Annotated in this window: 11 protein-coding genes and 3 pseudogenes; 8 read left to right on the top strand and 6 right to left on the bottom strand. The window is 54.1% G+C overall.

Translation table 11 applies throughout. The annotated features are described in order from the left end of the window. Positions 1-8: 8 nt before the first annotated feature. The 3 genes from OKC43_RS04855 to OKC43_RS04845 form a co-directional block, all read right to left on the bottom strand. Entirely contained in the window at positions 9-320 is a 312-nt protein-coding gene (locus OKC43_RS04855) for a DUF485 domain-containing protein (protein WP_005336970.1), read from the bottom strand. A 105-nt stretch (positions 321-425) separates the two neighbouring features. Then, a complete protein-coding gene (locus tag OKC43_RS04850; RefSeq protein WP_236272366.1) occupies positions 426-1,052 on the bottom strand; it encodes a 3'-5' exonuclease in 627 nt (208 codons plus the stop codon). Positions 1,053-1,054: 2 nt separating this feature from the next. Continuing rightward, on the bottom strand, positions 1,055-2,842 hold the full coding sequence (locus OKC43_RS04845) for a putative nucleotidyltransferase substrate binding domain-containing protein (protein ID WP_236272367.1): 1,788 nt from the start codon (positions 2,840-2,842) through the stop codon (positions 1,055-1,057). Between the two features lie 168 nt (positions 2,843-3,010). On the opposite strand from OKC43_RS04845, the gene OKC43_RS04840 reads away from it, so the two are divergent. The 4 genes and pseudogenes from OKC43_RS04840 to OKC43_RS04825 all read left to right on the top strand — a co-directional run bounded on the left by OKC43_RS04840 (position 3,011) and on the right by OKC43_RS04825 (position 6,722). After that, complete coding sequence (locus OKC43_RS04840; protein WP_236272368.1) at positions 3,011-3,817, top strand: crotonase/enoyl-CoA hydratase family protein; 807 nt, start codon at positions 3,011-3,013, stop codon at positions 3,815-3,817. Positions 3,818-4,231: 414 nt separating this feature from the next. Then, a pseudogene (locus tag OKC43_RS04835) lies at positions 4,232-4,483 on the top strand (ogr/Delta-like zinc finger family protein). Positions 4,484-5,000: 517 nt separating this feature from the next. Next, the gene (locus OKC43_RS04830) at positions 5,001-5,630 is read left to right on the top strand and encodes a hypothetical protein (protein ID WP_236272369.1); all 630 of its coding nucleotides are present in this window, start codon (positions 5,001-5,003) and stop codon (positions 5,628-5,630) included. Positions 5,631-5,939: 309 nt separating this feature from the next. Next, the gene (locus OKC43_RS04825; protein ID WP_236272370.1) at positions 5,940-6,722 is read left to right on the top strand and encodes a hypothetical protein; all 783 of its coding nucleotides are present in this window, start codon (positions 5,940-5,942) and stop codon (positions 6,720-6,722) included. A 135-nt stretch (positions 6,723-6,857) separates the two neighbouring features. Here OKC43_RS04825 and OKC43_RS04820 read toward each other — a convergent pair whose 3' ends face one another. From OKC43_RS04820 to OKC43_RS04810, 3 genes and pseudogenes are all read right to left on the bottom strand, one after another. Further along, positions 6,858-7,223, bottom strand: a complete 366-nt coding sequence (locus OKC43_RS04820) for a hypothetical protein (protein WP_236272371.1) — start codon at positions 7,221-7,223, stop codon at positions 6,858-6,860. Between the two features lie 675 nt (positions 7,224-7,898). Then, positions 7,899-9,190 (bottom strand): annotated as a pseudogene (locus tag OKC43_RS04815) (replication endonuclease); the annotation flags it as partial. A gap of 288 nt (positions 9,191-9,478) precedes the next feature. Then, positions 9,479-10,978, bottom strand: coding sequence for an alanine/glycine:cation symporter family protein (locus OKC43_RS04810; protein ID WP_005336959.1), 1,500 nt, complete (start codon positions 10,976-10,978; stop codon positions 9,479-9,481). Positions 10,979-11,326: 348 nt separating this feature from the next. On the opposite strand from OKC43_RS04810, the gene OKC43_RS04805 reads away from it, so the two are divergent. The 4 genes and pseudogenes from OKC43_RS04805 (at position 11,327) to OKC43_RS04790 (ending at position 14,330) form a co-directional block, all read left to right on the top strand. Beyond that, a complete protein-coding gene (locus OKC43_RS04805) occupies positions 11,327-11,764 on the top strand; it encodes a GNAT family N-acetyltransferase (protein ID WP_236272372.1) in 438 nt (145 codons plus the stop codon). A 76-nt stretch (positions 11,765-11,840) separates the two neighbouring features. Continuing rightward, complete coding sequence (locus OKC43_RS04800; protein ID WP_236272408.1) at positions 11,841-12,602, top strand: zinc-dependent peptidase; 762 nt, start codon at positions 11,841-11,843, stop codon at positions 12,600-12,602. 135 nt (positions 12,603-12,737) lie between these two features. Further along, positions 12,738-13,778: pseudogene (locus OKC43_RS04795) on the top strand (IS481 family transposase). A 147-nt stretch (positions 13,779-13,925) separates the two neighbouring features. After that, positions 13,926-14,330, top strand: a complete 405-nt coding sequence (locus OKC43_RS04790; protein ID WP_270808800.1) for a hypothetical protein — start codon at positions 13,926-13,928, stop codon at positions 14,328-14,330. Positions 14,331-14,414 lie beyond the last annotated feature (84 nt).

Below are 14,414 nucleotides of genomic sequence, written 5' to 3'. Positions count from 1 at the left end.
TTTTGCGCTCATGACTGCACTCCCTTGAGGATCTTCTGATTCAGCTCGTCAAACTCGCCGTTGGCCCGAAACACATAGATGCCGGTCAACACGAAGGAGGAGAGGATGAGTCCTACCCCGACCGGAATGCCACGGGTGACGGTGGTGCTGTCGCTGAGCGGGGTGCCGAGCCAACCGGGGGCAAAGGCGATGAGCAGAATAAACGCCAGGTAGAGTCCCAGCATCAGAGCCGAGAGGGCCCAGGCAAAACGCTGGCGCTTGGCGACCAGCTCCTGGAAGTTGGGATCTTGCTGGATCCTCAGATAGCTTTGCTGTTCCATTGCAGTTCTCCATGACATGAGTGTCAGCGGTGGATGGGGTAACCCCGACGAGCAGGTAATCTGCTCATGTAAGCAAAATGTGAATTAAATGTTATTTCTCGACAATTAGACTTTGGGATAAGTGAGCGGCGAGCCGCAGGTCAGGCGCAGATAGATGAGCGCGGCCGTGGTGGCATCGGCAAGGGCATCGTGGGCGGGCAGGGATGGGAGTTCAAGGTGGCTGCAGATGGAACTTAAACGCAGGTCAATGGCCGCATCGGGGTAGCGGCGATAGAGGTGGTCATGATAAAGCTGGCTTACCTCGATCCCTCGCTGGGGCAGAGTCAATTCCCACAATTTCTGGCAGGCGAGATTGAGAATACGCAGATCGTAGGCGATGTGATAGCCCACCAGTTCACGGGGGCCGATAAAGTGAAGCAGCAGGCGCAGCGCGGCTTCCAGCTCCATTCCCTGTTGCAGATCCTGATGGCGCAGACCGTGGATCACCACAGATTGGCTGGTCAGGCTGGCCGGTGGCTGTACCTTGATGGCGAGGGCCTCGCCGGTCAGCAGCCGGTTGCCCTGAATGCGCACCGCCCCGATGGAGACGATCTCGGCCTGCTCGGGATCGAGACTAGTGGTCTCGAAATCGAGGGCGATCCGTTCATCTTCCGGTGGGGTGGCAAAGAGCGGCGCGAAATCGCCCGTTCGGAACGCACGGCCATACCAGTAGCGTCGAACGCGGCTCAACATGGCTATTGTCTCAGACGAAAGTGCAAGGTGAGCCACTGCTGGAACTTCTTAACCTGATGCAGCGCCTGACGCAACAGATCCCGCTCGCTGTGGCTAAGCTCGCTTGTCTGCACCCGACTATTGCCCCCCTTGAGCTGGCTGCGCAGCCTAAGCCGGATAAAGAGCCGGAACGCCTCTGCCAGATTGCTGCCATAGTCGGCACTGAGCCGATCGGCGGCCACCAGCGCATCGATACGCCCTAGGGTTGAAGTCTCCAGAATGCCTGCCTCAAGGGCCAGCATGCGGATGCCGTGCACCAGCGGGAACAGGCCGCCCCGCTTCAGATCCAGCCCTTCCGGTGGCTGCTCCAGCCTGCCAAAGAGGGTGAGGGGGGCATGAAAAGCTACTGCCGGTCGCACCATCTCCGCCAGCAGATCCCGTCTGTCCGCCAACTGCTCGCGCAGCGCTCTGGCAACCGGCAGATGGAGCTGTCGATCCCCCGCGATGGGGTGAGCATCGGCCAAGGTGGCGAGCCAGAGTAGCTCATCCTCTTTTGCCGTGGTGCAGGCGCTGGCAATGGCGCTTTGCCACTCGCAGCCTGTTTTTACCCAGGCCGGATTGTTCACCATCACCTGCCCGGGGCAGAGGGGGTAGCCGAGGCGCTCCAGCAGGGCGCTGAATTCGGCCAGATCGGCTGTCTGGGAGGGCCATGTCAGCCCCTCTGGCAGGATCAGGGCGTTGTCCTGATCGGTTTTGAGGATCTGCTCGCCGCGCCCCTCCGAGCCCAGCATCAGCAGGCAAACCTTATCCTGCACCTCGGGGGGGATCACCAGCGCAAAGGCTTTGGCGATCAGCTGCTCGTTGATGGTGGCGATGAGCTTCATCAAAAAGGCGGTGTGGATCCCCTGGGCAAACAGGGAGCGGGTCAATTGTTGCTGTTCGCGGGCCACCGCCTCCAGCGCCGGCAGGCTGTCGGCTCGGGCGATACGCAACGTCAGCACGTGGGAGTGGGTAGAGAAGAGCCCCAGCACCTGAGTCAGTTGCAGGATCCCCGCCACCTCATTGCCGCGCCACACCACCAGTCGCTTGATGCGATGGCGGGTCATCAGCAGCAGGGCATCAAACAGATAGCTCTCCAGCGGCAGACCAATCAGGGGCGTGGGGGTCAGCACCGAGAGCGGGGCCGTCAGCGGCAATCCCTTGAGGGTCAGGGCGTGGAGCAAGGTCTTGCGGGTTGCCAGCGTGAGGGAGCCGTCGTGGGCCGGGTAGAGCAGGCAATCGGTTCCCTTGCTCACCATGGCTTCGGTCGCCGCCAGCAGTGACAGCTTGCTGTCGACGATAAGCGGTGCCTGCAGGTGGCCGGGTTCGATGCGGGTCAGGATAAATTCCGCCAGATTCTTCTGACCCAGCTGTTCGCGCTGCTCTTGCTGGCGCTGACGCTCGGCCAGATTGGCGGTGAAGTAGCTGGCAAACTGCGGATCCTGCTCACAGAGCGCCAGAAAGGTGTGGCGAGGAATGAGCTGACAGAGGCTATCTTCCAGCGCGGTGAAGCGGTGGCGGCAGCGGCCATCAAACTGGGCACGCACATCGAACAGGTCATCGACCCCGTAATCACCAAACTGGTGGTGAGGGGCCGACTCTTCCACCGCCCCCTTGATGATGAGATAGAGGCCGGGAGGCTCGTCCCCCTCTTTTAGCAGCAGATCCCCGGCCCGAAAATAGCAGAGCGAGAGGTGACGGGAGAGCCGCTCGCGCGCCTCCTCGCCCAGTCGGTCGAACGGTGGTCTGGCAAAATTGAACAGGGTTGACATGACAGCGTCCTCTGCTGGCTTGCGGCACTCATGCAGCTCCCAGTGTGACAAAGGGAGGGGAAGGCGACCAGCCGACTTTAGTCTCAGCTGTACCGCCTGTTCACACTCTGATAACGTTGTGGTATGACCAGTGAGTCAGTTTCAGGGATCAAGGAGAGGACAAGGGAGATGGAAAAACCAAGGATCAAGTGCGAGATCCACGACGGGATTGCCGAAGTGATGCTGACGCGGGGGGATAAACTCAATGCGCTGGACCGCGCCATGTTCAGTGCCATCGACGAGACGCTGACGCAGCTCGCCCGGCACAAGGGGTTGCGGGCGGTGATCCTGCACGGCGAGGGGCGGGCCTTCTGCGCCGGGCTGGATGTGAAATCCATGCTGCGCCAGCCGGTGGCGGCGCTCGATATTCTCAAGCGTGAAGCGGATGAAGCGACCAATCTGGCCCAACGGGTTGCCTATGGTTGGCATCAACTGCCGGTGCCGGTGATTGCGGTGACCCAGGGAGTCTGTTTTGGCGGTGGCTTGCAGATCGCGCTCGGCGCCGATTTTCGCTTCAGCACCCCCGATTGCCGCTTCTCGGTGATGGAGATCAAGTGGGGTATCATCCCCGATATGAGCGGCAGTGTCACCATGCGCAACTTGATGGGGCTGGATACCGCCATGGAGCTGGCCATGAGCGGGCGCGAGCTCGATGCCATCGAGGCCAAATCCCTCGGGCTAGTGAGTCGGGTCTGCGCCGCTCCGCTGGTGGAGGCGCGGGAGTTTGCCCGCACCCTGATCACCAAGTCGCCGGATGCACTGGCGGGGATTAAGCAGCTCTACAGCCAGGCCTGGGCTCGCAGCGATGAGGCGATGCTCAAAGAGGAGACCCGGTTGCAAAAGCAGATCCTGGGACGACCCAATCAGTGGCGAGCCACCCTTAACAGCCTGTTTCGCTGGCGTCTGCCGTTCGGGCCGCGCCGTAACGCGCTTTGACAGGCAGGGATAAACAAGAAATGGTATCGATCTGGTGCCAAGGCCATTGAGGTCCCCCAGCATCTGATCGAGCTGTTCTGGTTTTATTTCCTTATCCGTGGGTTGGGCTCATCTGTGACGCCGAGGTGCAGCAGGTAGGTGCGCGCCAGGTAGGCGAATTGCTCGAATGGCTCGATGGAGCAGAACTGATACTGGCTGTTCTGGTTGTAGTAGATGGGATTGCGGTTCGGGCAGGGGGATGCGAACAGCTTGAGCTGATCATTGACCTCTTCGGTTTTGAGCGGTTGTACGGGGTGCCGTCGCTGGACCAGCGATGGTGATCGGGCCAGATGACGGAGGTGTAATAGGTCGGATGGTAGGTATCAGCGTTTGCTGTGGCAAGACAGGCTGTTGATTTGGATAGCAAAGGGGGCAATGCGGGTTTATTGCAAAGTGTGTGGCCAGCGGGGCCGCATTACCAAGACCAACCGACTGAGCGATAACGTCTCGGATCTTTACTGTCAGTGTACCGATGCCGAGTGTGGCCACAGCTAGGTGGCCACCCTGTCGTTCGCCCACACCCTAAGCCCCTCGGCCAAGACCACGAACCAGCTGGTACTGAGCCTGATGGGGTCGCTGACGCCAGAGGGGCGGCAGCTGGTACTCAAAGGACTGGGGGCGCAATAGCGCCCTCAGCATTTTGTGCGATAACCACGAATACCCTCTAGCTCTACTGAAAGCAACATAGATCGCCTCTTCTTTGTCCAACAATACTGACCTTCGTCAAAAATCAAACAAAAATCAGCGAGATAGGTAACTTTTTATTCACTAAGATGGTTATCGTTTGATACCTTACTCATCCGGCCCCTCACTGTGTTAAAGGCAACCGAGGTGTATCCGATGGTTGTACAATCTTCAGTCCGGTTTAAAGCAGCAAGCAGCAAGCTGGGAGCTGAAACCCGTGCGGTAGCCATGTTGTTTTCTGATAAACGGGAAAAGAAATGGAGACCAGTGAACCCGGTGGTCAGATAGTGAGGACCGATTATATATCCACAGTGTGGATCAGGTAAGTTGGCGTAGTGCATTAAAATATCACTTATGTTTTCAATGATTCAAAAATTTTACTGGGTATATTCGTAACGGAAATGCGTTACTATGTAGAAGTTTTCCGGATAATAAACACTTCCATTTATAAAGGCGATACATGGGCTCCATACAAGAAAAATTCGGCCAGCTGATCATTGATGGATTTGGCGAATTTGCAAAAACAGGAATACCAGATACCAACAAATTGGATGCGACATGGTTTGATCATGTTCAAGAACAAACAGTGAGAGATGCTCTTTGCGATACATTATATGGTGCTCGTTGGCTTTACAAAATTGGTTTGGCGCTTCAAGTAGACAATAAAGAATTATATGCACATGTTAGATCTCAGGTCATTGACTACATTTCGGTTTCTGAAACACTGCTCAATGAAATGGTGCTCCATGCAAAAAACAAGAATAAATTAACTGGAGAGCATTGGAAATTTAAAGACTTATACATGAACCCCAAAAATAAAATCAAATGGACAAAAGTTACAAATATTAGATCTGCGATCGAAAAGCAATCATTTGCATGGCTTATTTTAGTAGCGGAAGAAGAAAAAATCATTACACGGCCACTAGCAAGTTCATTAAATAAAATGCGTTTGGTAAGAAACACTGTACATATTACCGAAAGGGCAAAAAACAACTCTGCTTACTCATTAAACAGCTCTGGTGAAGCTTTTAGAATTATGCAGAAAACAATTAATGAGACTAAGTCTTGGTTTTCTAAGAATAAAATTTAACAAAGCAATAAAACGGTGCTAAAAGGGCAGAGTGGATATCGAATTATTTAATAATTTTTTATCATAAAACAATGATGATTACGTCAAAGGTGAAATGTTCTATTTTGCAGCCATCGATATGGCACTAAAGGCGGTTATGAAAATGCAATTAGCATGCAATAACTCAAAGACTACATGCAAACGTGAGCACACCGTTTAGAAGCTGCTGTTGTCGCCCTGCTCGGTTGAGGCGGCTTTTCCACCGCTGTGCGGCTAAAAGCTAGTCCCAACATCGGGCGTTATGGATCAACCAAAAACATGAGATAAGTAATGGAAATGACAGTAAGTGAGTTCTTTTTTGATTTGCCAATTTATACCCCTGTCAAGTTTGATGAGGGAACTCTGGATGTATACAGAAAAATACTTGATTGCTCTCAAAGAGAAGAGTTTGAAGGCTACAACCCATGGAGAAAAATTGAGTCTACCTTTGTGGTTCAAACTGATTTGATTCCACATGTTGGTAATTTCCACGGCTATGGGAGGATTCAAATAAAATGCAAGCGAACTGATGAGGTTTTTGTCTTTTACGTGCTTGGTGATGCCAATATACCTTCATTAATGAAAATAGGGCAATACCCATCAGTTGCTGATTTTCATATGTCTGAGATTAAAAAATATAAGAAACTACTTCCTGATGAGAAACTTAAAGAGTTTTCTCGAGCAATTGGTTTAGCCGCTAATGGCGTTGGGATAGGTTCTTTTGTTTATTTGCGCCGTATATTCGAACACTTAATAGCGGAGGCATATGTACAGTGTCTCGCTGAGAAGTTAGTCACTGAAGAACAATACAGTAGATCCAGAATGGATAAGAAAATAAACTTACTTTCAGCTCACTTACCAGTATTTTTAGTCGAAAATAGGTCTATGTATTCCGTATTGAGTGCTGGAATACATGAGCTAGATGAAAACACTTGCTTAGCTCATTTCGACACACTTAGAGTTGGTATCGAAATCATTCTTGATGAGAAACTCGATGAACTAAAAAAGAAAGAGAAAATTGAAGATGCTAAAAGAAAATTGGCGAAACTGGCTAGCGAGGCGAACAAGCCATAACAAATCAATGTATAGGTCGCAGCAAATCTGTGCCAATGCTTGGTATGTTACGTGTAAATCAAGGGACACATAGCCAGCTTGCTGTGCGCCCCTCTTGACCGCAGGGTTGGGCGTCGCTTTAGCCCGCTCTGTCGCTTACTTTAAGCCACGAGTCCAAATACCCGAAGCCAGGTGCCCATTACGATATTCACAACGGTAGGTAACGGGCAGGTTATTGTTAAAAGCACCAACGTTCTTCAGCACTGCATCCACCTCTGTGACTACGAGATCACCTTGCGATAATACGCGAACGTCGATATCAGTCGCTTCGGTCGCTGGAGATACGTTAATCATCGTTTCCGCACAGGCCAAACTAATGTCATTCAAGTTGGTGCCAGGATTGTCTACAACCTTCCGGTTGTATGGATCGGCAAGTTTCATTTCCTTCGGAACCGTAACGGCACACCCAGCAAACGCGAAAACGCTCAATGAAATGGCGATAGCACGGACAGCAGCGTTCATATACTTCCTTTTGATAGTGGATTAGTTATGGCACCTAATAGTAATTAGATAGAAAGCGGTATTAATCAGATAATGTAGACTTCCGTATAACTCCGCTCCATCGCTATCACTTACACTGTAAAAATCATTCGAATCATGATATTACCAGCCAAGCTCTGCTGTCTATGTTTATTCGATTGAAGCCCTTTTTGGGGGGGGACTTTGCCATGATGCGAATACACCGTCAAAGTTCGGTAATGGAAAGCCCCATCAAGATACTCGTCCTCATGAACAAGTAAGGATTGTGAGCGAGGCAGCCTGTCTCACATGGTGTAGCTGGCCAAGATGTAGGGTGGCAGAACGAGAGATACGGTCAGACGAGAGCCATACTTGCAAGCCCGGAGTAGTGTTTACTTAAGGTTTGGCTGTAGCCTCCACATGTTGACGGTGGTCAGCCACTACTTGGTGCAGTGCTGGTTTGTTCATTGGTTTGAACTGTGCAGAGGTCACCGTAGTAGCGCGACCGGTCGGGGTGCCCGGCGCTATCCCGACGGCCATGCCGGTGTGCCGTCAATCTGGGGCCCCATCCTGTATATCTGGCTCTCCAGGGCCTCGAACTGCCGCGCCGTTAACGGCTTGTAGGTATGGGGTGTGGCGGCCAGCTCGCCCTGCAGGGCTTCCAGCTTGGAAAATAGGTCAGTCAAACTCTACCCCGCTCATCAGTTCGTCAAACAACGGGCTTTCAACTTCGTGTCGGTCTGCCCAGTCTAATTTATCAAGTACGCGCCAGAGCTCACACCGATATGGATTTGGCAGACCCGTGATCCACTGATGGCATGCTGCAAATCCGCAAGTGTTGAACAGCTCGTAGCAATCCATCACTAGTGTCGGCCAATGTTCATCATCGGGAGGAATAGTATCAGGCTGTTCGTCCGGTTCTGGTACACCGACCAAGGCACGCAGCCATTCCAGCTCGATAAGTGGGTCGTCATTGCCCGATGGGGTCAAGCGGCTCGACTGCACCTGCCCGTTCTCCAGCCAGAGGGTGAAACCGTCTGCCGTGACGCTGGCACCCGCCCCTAATCGGTCGATGGAGAAGGGGGATAGTCCCCATTGCTCCCTCATGATCTGGTCTGTGAAGGTATCAGGATCCGGTAGCGTACAGTTATTGTCAGAGCTCCAAGGTGCCGGGCTGTCGCCCGTCTTAACCCCAACCCCCCTCGCTGCAGCCTCGGCGGCTTTCCTGGCTTCATGGGTGCCGACGGGCACAATTTCCCACCCTTGCAGGCGGGTTTTGATGCCAAGGCGAGCGGAGGTAACGCCCATCAGGCGCTTGATGTCTTCGCCATAGCTGTTTGCTTGCTCCTCAATAAGGTGGGCCAGCTTGATGGGGTGTTCGGCACGGGTGGCCAGTGCGCCGCCCATGGCGTGCAGATAGCAGCGAAAGATGCCGTTATCTGCGGCAAAACGGGCTGCTTCAAAGCGCGGGTCTTGCAGCACGGGCTTGGGTGGGCCAACCAGTTCGGCATTTTTCTTGGCGTTGCTGATGCGGCGCAGCTCGCGCCATACCCCGACCGGGGCGCCCCCGAACTGCTGGAAGGTGTGAATGCCCCACCAACTGGCCCAGGCCACGGCATGCAGGGCCCCTTCATCTGCGGCGGTGCCAGCCTCTTCGTCATCGTCCAGGTAGGCGCCGTCGATATTCTTGGCAATGTATTTGGCGATATAGCCCGCGGCATCCCCCTTGGCCGGGTCTATCTCTTTCCAGTCGAAGCGGGGAGTAAAGTCGGTAAAGGGTGGGGCGCCCTTGATATCCCGCACCAGCTCTTCGTGATCATCGGTCAGGGCAAGCGTTGCAGAATGCCGATCACCCGGTTGCGATCTTCCGGGCGCATAAATAGCAGCAGATGCCAGTGCGGGGTGCCGTCGTGGTGAGCCTCGCATACGCGAAATCCATAAACGGGGGCGTTCCACCGTTTGAGGGCGGCCACTTGATATTTCATCAGACGATGACTTATGCCCACTTTGCACCGGATTATCTGAATGATGCAGTCCGCTTCAACCCGCTAGAAAACCATCTTCAACCAGCTTGATTTTCCCCGGGAATGGGCAGAAAAAAGTGTCCACATTTTGCCAATTTTGGTGTCTTTTTACGTCCCAAAGTGCCCCCTTGCGTGGTACATAAACCCTTGATTTTTATGCAATAATTTGGAGTTGAAGAAATAAAGATGGCAGCCGAGGCTGCCATTTTTATTGATGTCTTATGTCGTTCTGGTTCAGGAGGTCTTACGATCCTGATCCGGCTCGAACTGATGGCCCGATTTCTCCAGTTCCAGGTTCTCTTCGGAGCGTTTGCCCACCCAGTAATCGGCGTTCTTGATGCCGAGCTTCTCCGGGTGGAATACGGGGTCAATACCTTGTGCCTGCTGCGCTTCATAATCCTTCAGACAGGTGAAGGCGGTCTTTTGCAGCAGCAGGATGGCGATGATGTTGAGCCATGCCATCAGGCCGACCCCGATATCCCCCATACCCCACGCCAGATCCGCCGTCTTGACGGTGCCGTAGACAGTGGCAGCCATCAGCGCAATCTTCAGCAAGAAGGTGAGCCAGGGGCGATTAATCTTGCGGTTGATGTAGGCGATGTTGGTTTCGGCGATGTAGTAGTAGGCAACGATGGTGGTGAACGCGAAGAAGAACAGCGCGATAGCCACGAAAATGCTGCCAAAGCCCGGCATCATGCTCTCCATGGCGGTCTGCACATAGCCCGGGCCTGCTGCGATACCGGCAATCCCCGTGTAGATGGCGGCGCCGTCCGGCCCTTGTACGTTATAGAGGCCGGTGATCAGCAGCATAAAGCCGGTGGCGGAGCAGACGAACAGGGTGTCGATATAGACGGAGAACGCCTGAACCAGACCTTGCTTGGCCGGGTGACTCACTGCCGCCGCAGAGGAGGCGTGCGGCCCGGTACCCTGACCCGCTTCGTTGGAGTAGACCCCGCGTTTTACCCCCCACATGATGGCTAGACCCAGAATGGCACCGAAACCGGCATCCAGACCGAAGGCGCTCTTCCAGATCAGCAGGATCACGCCCGGCAGCTGGCCGATATTGAGGGCGATGATGACGCAAGCCACGATGATGTAGCCCAGCGCCATAAAGGGCACCACGGTACTGGCGAAGCTGGCGATACGCTTGACGCCGCCGAAGATAATAAAGCCGAGCAGCAGCGCCAGACCGGCGGCGGTGACGTTCGGATCAATATTAAAGGCGGTCTGCAGGCTGGAGCCGATGGAGTTGGCCTGCACGCCCGGCAGCAGCACGCCGCAGGCGAAGACGGTAGCGATGGCGAAGGTCCAGGCGTACCACTTCATGCCAAGTCCTTTCTCGATGTAGAAGGCCGGGCCGCCGCGGTATTCGCCGTTGATCTTCTCTTTGTAAACCTGACCCAGGGTGGACTCCACGAAAGCAGAGCTGGCGCCGAGGAAGGCGACCATCCACATCCAGAACAGGGCGCCCGGGCCACCGAAGGTGATGGCGGTGGCCACACCGGCGATGTTACCGGTACCCACGCGACCGGCCAGGGTCATGGCCAGCGCCTGGAAGGAGGAAACACCGGCATCGGTGCTCTTGCCATCAAACATCAGGCGCACCATCTCTTTGATATGACGCAGTTGCAAAAAACGGGTGCGCAGGGAGAAGTAAAGACCGACCCCCAGACACAGGTAGATGAGCGCAGGGCTCCAGATTACACCATTGATGGCATTGACGATTTCATTCATGTACAACAACTCCTTTGTTGTGTTTGTGGCGCTGTCTTGGCGAGATCTTGGCCTCGCTCTCTGTCACTGTTTTTGGCCCTGTTTGTTAACAATCCAGTTAACAAATGAGCGCGAGGTTGAGGGGTTAAGCAGAGCGCAAACACGCGCCATGCATGGCTTGTAACATATCGAGTTGTATCGGTGCTTCCCAGCGAAAAATGTTGCCTTGTTGCAAATTTGTGAATTGACAAGGGTGGGGGGATAATGGCAGGCAGCGTTTTCTATGAGTAAAGATGAGATCCTCCTTGTTGATCTGCGCCGGACAATGTGACGGGCGTAACACTATGGAAAGCAAACATGAGGCCAACAATGAAAAATGACCCTGAGACGTTGACGATCCGTCCCCCTGAGGCCGACGACGGGAGCGCCATCGCCCACCTGTTCAGCCAATTGGGGTATCCTGCCGAAGGCGCTGACGTGACGGAGCGCCTGTTGGCGCCGGATCCCGCGAGCGTTGTGCTGCTCGCATCCCTGGCCGACAAGGTGGTCGGCGTGCTGGTGTGGCACAAGCTGGCACCGTTGCATGTTGCACCAGCTTGGGGCCTGATCTCGGCGCTGGTTGTCGATGAAGGGGCAAGAGGGGCGGGAGTGGGCGCAGCCTTGCTCAAGGGAGCCGAAGCGATGGCGCGGGCCGCAGGTTGCGCCCAGCTGGAGCTATTCAGCAGCCTCAAGCGTGAGGCTGCTCACCGTTTCTATCTGGCGCAGGATTATCTGGAGCGGCCGAAACGGTTCGTCAAACTGTTGTGACCTGTTGTTTGCATCAAAAGAAGGAGTAGGCGTGCTGGGATGGTTCAAATGGCTGGGTGGTCGCCCGCAAACGCCCATGAGTGAGGATGAGTTGGCATCGTGGCGTCAGGCGCTGGCGGCTGTGCCCATCTTGCAAGGGCTCAGCGACGCCGAGCAGACGACGCTTATCGGGCTGGGGCAACAGCTACTCAAGCGCAAGACCCTGACCCTGATCGGGGTAGATCTCAGCCCCCGCCAACAGGCGGTGCTGGCGCTGCAGGCGGCGTTGCCCATCTTGCACCTCGGCCTTGACTGGTATCGCGGCTTTCACGAAATCATCATCATTCCCGAACCCGTCACCCGGCGCCAGGAGGTGCAGGATGAGTTCGGGTTGGTGAGCGAGTTTGAAGAGGAGAACGCCGGCGAATCCTGGCCGCAAGGGCCGCTGGTGCTGGCCTGGAGCGAACTGCAGCAGGATGGCGACTGGGACGGCTTTAATCTGGTGATCCACGAGCTGGCCCACAAGCTCGACATGCTGGGCGGTGAGGCGGACGGCGCGCCGCCGTTGCCGGGGCAGATGAGCAGCCAGCTGTGGCAACAGGCCTTTCAGAGCGCCTTCGATACGCTGTGCCAGCAGCTCTATCGGGATGAGGTAACCGCCATCGATCCCTATGCTGCTGAACATCCCGCCGAGTTTTTTGCCGTCAGCTGCGAGTGTTTCTTTACCGATCCGCTTCGGCTGCAGCAGGTCTATCCCGACGTATACCGGCAAATGAGCCAGTTCTTTAGCCAGGATCCAGCACTGCGTTTCCCCGTGACCCGCTTGCTGGCGGGGGAGGGAGGTTACGGAATTCTGTGACATCAATGCACAACAAAAATGGTAAAACAGTGGAAATGCTTAATTGTGGTCTGTATGGAGATGGTAGGGAGTGGTCATACGGCTTCAAACCGGATAACAAAACGGTACCCCTACCGTGTTATCCGGAGTCACCGTATGACCACCAACGAGAAAGTAGCACGTCGTAAACTCAGCCTGCTAGCGCTCGCCAAAGAGCTCAATAACGTCAGTAAAGCCTGCAAGCTCATTGGTTACAGCCGCCAGCAGTTCTACGAAATTCGCCGTAATTACCAGACCTATGGCGCCGAGGGCTTGCTCGACAAATTGCCGGGCTGTAAAGGGGCTCATCCCAATCGGGTTGCGCCCGAGATTGAACAGGCCATCCTCGATTACTCCCTCACCAGACCAACTCAAGGCCCGCTGCGGGTCGCGTAAGAACTGGCTCTGCAAGGCATCAATGGCAGTGCGGGCGGTGTGCGTGGCGTGTGGCAACGGCACGACTTGCTCTCTAAACACGACCGCTTGCTGCGCCTTGAGAAAACTCACCGTTAGCAGACCATTGAGCTCAATGACGAACAAATTCGCCTGTTAGAGCGATTCAGTCCCGAGTTCCGAGAACGCCAGATTGAGGTTCACTACACCGGAGAACTGGTGGCGGTCGACACCTTCTTCGTCGGCGCGCTCAAGGGGGTCGGTAAGGTGTATCTGCAAACCATGCTGGACTGCTATAGCCGCCACGCCTGGGGGCGGCTCTACACCAGCAAGCTGCCGGTGACCTCGGTTCATGTGCTCAACGAAACGGTGCTGCCGTTCTTTGAAGCCCATGAGGCTCGGGTCTATACCATCCTGTCGGATAACGGGCGCGAGTTCTGTGGGCGCCCAGACCACCATCCCTACGAGCTGTTCCTGCAACTGGAGGGGATTGAGCACCGGACAACCAGGGTGCGCAGGCCGCAGAGCAACGGTTTTATCGAGCGACTGCATCGCACACTGCTTGATGAACACTTCCGTATCAAGGGGAGGACGACCTGGTATGAGTCGGTAGAGCAGATGCAGACAGACCTGGATAACTACCTGGAGCACTACAACATCCAGCGGCCACATCAAGGCAGGATGATGGAGGGTAAAACCCCCTACAACATGTTCAAGAAGGGTCTGAAATTGATACCGCAGGAAGTGCGCACTAAAGTAGCGTAAACAAGACACCGGTTTGAGGCCTGTGTCAGGTGATAACTAGATCTGTACAATTTTGCTTCGCAAGTTCAGTTGATGAGGATATAACAGTCGTATAGTCGTTCTCGGTGCTTGGGGGAAACAATGAGGTGGTTTTTTCTGCTCTTTATCATGCTGCTTGTTGTTGCCGGCAATGCAGTCATTCTTGATAGTTCATCATCTACCAGAATGATTGATTACATTGCATTTAACCTATGTTCGTTATCTCTAGTTTTGTTCTGGTTTGGCTTTTATTTTTCTGATGGCGTTAAGCGAGCTCAACTCTTTATAATTGGTCATGCGCTGCTTATTTTTTCTGCTGGCACTGGTTTTTTGCTTATCGGTACCAATATTTTTTTGGCTGATTCATGTGAAACAGTGACATTTAGTGGAGGATCGAGTAGTCCTCTGTGGAAATTTGCAAGCTATATGAAGTCAATAGGTTATTGTAGTGAATTGGGGGCTGGAATCGTAATGCTCGGTGTTGTTATCGCTTATCCTAGTGTTCGGCTATTATATGGATTAGCCCGTTCTTGATGAAGTATGTGGTTGGGCGATCGTTTGATATGATCTATTTTTATAGTGTAAATGTCAGTTGTTACTATAAACACCGAAGGAATT

Origin of the sequence: Aeromonas sp. Y289-2 (assembly GCF_027705925.1) — a bacterium.
GTDB classification, from domain to species: domain Bacteria; phylum Pseudomonadota; class Gammaproteobacteria; order Enterobacterales; family Aeromonadaceae; genus Aeromonas; species Aeromonas veronii.
This window is presented reverse-complemented; position numbering and strand designations above follow the sequence as displayed.